General features: G+C 71.2%; 4 protein-coding genes. All 4 read left to right on the top strand.

All coding sequences use genetic code 11. From position 1 onward, the window contains the following. Positions 1–523 precede the first annotated feature (523 nt). Positions 524–1,696 (top strand): fibronectin type III domain-containing protein, encoded by a 1,173-nt coding sequence (locus E6U81_RS39375; protein WP_168714875.1) that lies wholly within the window; start codon positions 524–526, stop codon positions 1,694–1,696. 51 nt (positions 1,697–1,747) lie between these two features. Beyond that, the gene (locus E6U81_RS39380) at positions 1,748–1,861 is read left to right on the top strand and encodes a fibronectin type III domain-containing protein (RefSeq protein WP_136234785.1); all 114 of its coding nucleotides are present in this window, start codon (positions 1,748–1,750) and stop codon (positions 1,859–1,861) included. Between the two features lie 56 nt (positions 1,862–1,917). After that, the gene (locus E6U81_RS39385; protein ID WP_136234786.1) at positions 1,918–2,664 is read left to right on the top strand and encodes a lytic polysaccharide monooxygenase; all 747 of its coding nucleotides are present in this window, start codon (positions 1,918–1,920) and stop codon (positions 2,662–2,664) included. 202 nt (positions 2,665–2,866) lie between these two features. Beyond that, complete coding sequence (locus E6U81_RS39390; RefSeq protein ID WP_136234787.1) at positions 2,867–3,469, top strand: TIGR03086 family metal-binding protein; 603 nt, start codon at positions 2,867–2,869, stop codon at positions 3,467–3,469. Positions 3,470–3,614: the final 145 nt, after the last annotated feature.

Below are 3,614 nucleotides of genomic sequence, written 5' to 3' on the forward strand. Positions count from 1 at the left end.
CGCCCCAGCACGGGCCGAGGCAGCAACGGCTGCACGAGTTCCCACTCAGCGTCCGACAGTTCATGGCGACGTATCACCCGACCATGATCCACAACGCAAGATCACTTTGACGACAGACCCTAGGGCGAGCCGGCGGATCGCCGTCGGCTGACCGCGGCAGCACGGTCCTGCTTCCCAGGTCGAGGGTGGTGCGGCAGCCGACGGAGAGGGCCTTGGCCGGGCGCGGGACGAGGAGGCGGTGCAGGCGCGGATGTCGGCGGAATGCCGGGGTGACCACAGCCGATCACGCGCGCAGGGCCGCGGTCGGGAACAGAGCGTGATCTTGGATGTCCACAGCGTCGAAGGGGCGGAGGCCGGGGATCAAGAGCGCCCTATCCGGACCTTAAGGGACGGATAACAGCGGGCTCGCGGCCCCTCAGAGGCCCGTTCGAGCCGCAAACCGCGCTTAGTGTCACCGGTGTTGACCGAGGCACCTTCGATGCTGCCGCTGCACCGGCGGATCGGCTTTAGCAAGAGGTTTGTGATGTCCCGAAAGCGAATTGCCCTGGCCTGCGCGGCCGTTGTCATCGGGGTCGGCTCCGTCGTCGTCCCCGTGGCCGCCAATGCCGGTGAGGAAGAGAACAGCCTCACCGCCGCCTGCCGCGTCGCGGAGCAGGCCACCGTGTGGTGGGCGTCCGGCGAGATCTCGCTGGCCAACAAGGGGGACCGGCCCGTACGGGACTGGACCGCCGAGTTCGACGTGTCGCAGGGGCAGGTCACCCTCGACAACCCCTGGGCGTACGAACTCCGCCAGACCGGCAAGCACGTCACCATCAAGCCGATCGCCGACCGCGCCGACGTGGCCGCCAAGGGCAACCGGGCCGTCAAGGTCGGGATCAACCCCGCCGGCAAGGGCATGCCCAAGATCAGCGGATGCCGTGTGAACGGCCCGTCGGGCAACGGAGGCGACACCGGCACGAACACGGCCGTCCCCGCCGACAGCGGCTCCTTCGTCAAGGACGACACCGCCGTCCACCTGATGTGGAAGCCTCCCACCGGCGGCGCCGACGTCGTGCGCTACGAGGTCTTCCAGGACGGCAAGCAGGTCAAGACCGTCAAGGACACGATGACCGACATCGAGCGGCTGGCCCCCGCCACCCGCTACGCGTTCAAGGTCCGCGCCGTCCGCGCCGACGGCCGCACCACCGGCTTCAGCAAGGACATCGTGCTCACCACCCTCGCCGCGCCGGGCCAGGACAGGGCGAAGCCGGTCATCCCCGCGGACCTGGAGGCGACGGCATCCGGCCCGTACCAGGCCTCCCTGCAATGGCGCGCGGCGACCGACGACGTCGCCGTCACCGGCTACCGCATCTACCGCGACGGCGCGAAGGTCCAGGAGGCGGACGCCAAGGCCACCTCGGCCACCGTCTCCGGCCTGACCGCCGGAACCGCCCACCGCTTCAAGGTCACCGCTGTCGACGCCTCCGGCAAGGAGTCCGACCCGACCCGCGAAGCACAGGTGACGACCACCGCGGCCCCCGACGGCACGGGCGGCAAGGCCGCGCCCGGCGACTTCGCCGCCACCACCGCCACCAAGCAGGACGGCGGAGTCACCCAGCACTACCTGAACCTCACCTGGTCCGTCCCGCAGGGCGTCGGCCAGATCACCACCTACCAGGTCCACCTGAACGGCAAGCCCGCCCAGACCTTCATGTGAGGCACCGGCGACCCGGTCCTGCCGGTCCCGACGACGAAGGGTTCGCGCGAGGTGCTCGTCGGCTCCCACCCCGGCACGACGTACGCCGTGAAGATCCGGGCGCGGCTCGGCGACGGCACGTGGGGCGCGTTCTCCCGCGAGCTGACCGTGAGGACCGGCGGCTGACCCGCCCGCCCGTCGCCCTCGCGCATGACCGACCCCATGACCAGGAGCATCCCCTCATGAATACGACCCGTCCCGTCGCCACGACGTCCCCCGGCCCGGCACGTCCCCCGGCCCGCCGCACCGCCCTCCTGCGCCTCACCGCGCTCGTGGCGCTCCCCCTCGTCGTGAGCACCCTCGGCTCCGCACCCGCCTCCGCACACGGCGCCACCGCCGACCCGGTGAGCCGCAGCCTGGCCTGCACCAAGAACCCGAAGGCCGGCGAGGCCTGCCGGCTGGCCCTCGCCCAGAGCCCCGGCATCCCCGGCGACTGGAAGTCGATCGTCCAGGGCCGCGCCGTGGACCACAGCACCCCGACCAGCTCCCCGCAGCACCGCGCCCGCATACCCGACGGCAAGCTGTGCAGCGCCGGCAACGCACAGTTCTCCGGCCTGGACCTGGCGCGGGACGACTTCCCCTCCACGACACTGCCCGGCGGCGCCGAGTACGACCTCCGCTACGACATCAGCGCGCTGCACAACCCGTACCGCATGGAGATGTACGTCACCAAGGACGGCTACGACCCCAAGAAGCCGCTGAAGTGGTCCGACCTGGAGGACACCCCCTTCCTCAGCGCCGACAACACCGCGGCCACGGCGGCCCCCTCGGGGTTCCTCGGCGCGAAGGCGTTCACGTTCAAGGCGGTGCTCCCCGAGAAGAAGGGCAAGCACCTGATCTACACGATCTGGCACGGCCTGAAGCGGCCCGACGGCTCCTTCCAGAGTGAGGAGGCCTTCTACTCCTGCTCGGACGTCACCTTCAAGTAGGCGGACGCCGGCAGGCGCCCCACCCTCCGAGCCCGGGCACCCCCTTCCCCGGGCTCGGAGGCTCAGCCGCCTCTCTCCGCGGAACAGCGCACCGCCCCGAATCCGGGGCGGTGCGCTTCTCGGCACGCTCGCCCCGTGTGGCGATGAGTTCGGGCTGCGCTTCCGGTCTACCCTGCAGGCCCATTGCCTGGAGGAGTAGGAGATGACCGATATGCCGCTTGTCGATCTGGAGGCGCAGGCCCGGGTTGTGTCCCGTCTCGTGGCGGGTGTCGCGGATTCGGAGCTGGCCGGGCCGACGCCCTGTCCCGAGTACGCGGTGGCGGACCTGCTGGACCACATCAGGGGCCTCGCCATGGCTTTCCGCGACGCTGCACGCAAGGACCTGGGCCCCACGACCGACACGGCTCCGGCTCCGGCCGGACCGTCCCTGCCCGCAGCCTGGCGCGAGGACCTGCCGCTCCTCCTCGGCGAACTGGCCGAGGCCTGGAAGGACCCGTCGGCCTGGACCGGTACGACGCGGGCGGGCGGCGTGGACCTGCCCGGCGAGATCGCGGGTGCGGTGGCTGTGGACGAGCTGCTGATCCACGGCTGGGACCTGGCCCGGGCGACGGGCCAGGAGTACGTGCCGGACGAGGCCGCGTTGCGCGCTGCGCATGCGTTCCTCCTCGCGGCCGCTCAGGAGGAGCGCGGTGAGGGGGGCATCTTCGCCCCTGTGGTCCCGGTTCCGGACGACGCCCCGCTGTTGGACCGGGCGGTGGGGCTGTCGGGTCGCGATCCGGGCTGGACATCGCCGAAGTCGTCGTGAGGCGTTCCGGTGTTGTCAGGTGTGGGGGTGGTGTCAGGTGAGGGTGGCGAGGGCGGCTTGGTGGTGGGGTGGTGCGGGGAGGTCGGTGAGGTGGTGGCCGGGGATGGTGGGTGGGGTGGGGTGGGTGCTGACGTAGGGGTGGGTG

Source organism: Streptomyces sp. A0592 (assembly GCF_004795115.1).
Taxonomy (GTDB): domain Bacteria; phylum Actinomycetota; class Actinomycetes; order Streptomycetales; family Streptomycetaceae; genus Streptomyces; species Streptomyces erythrochromogenes.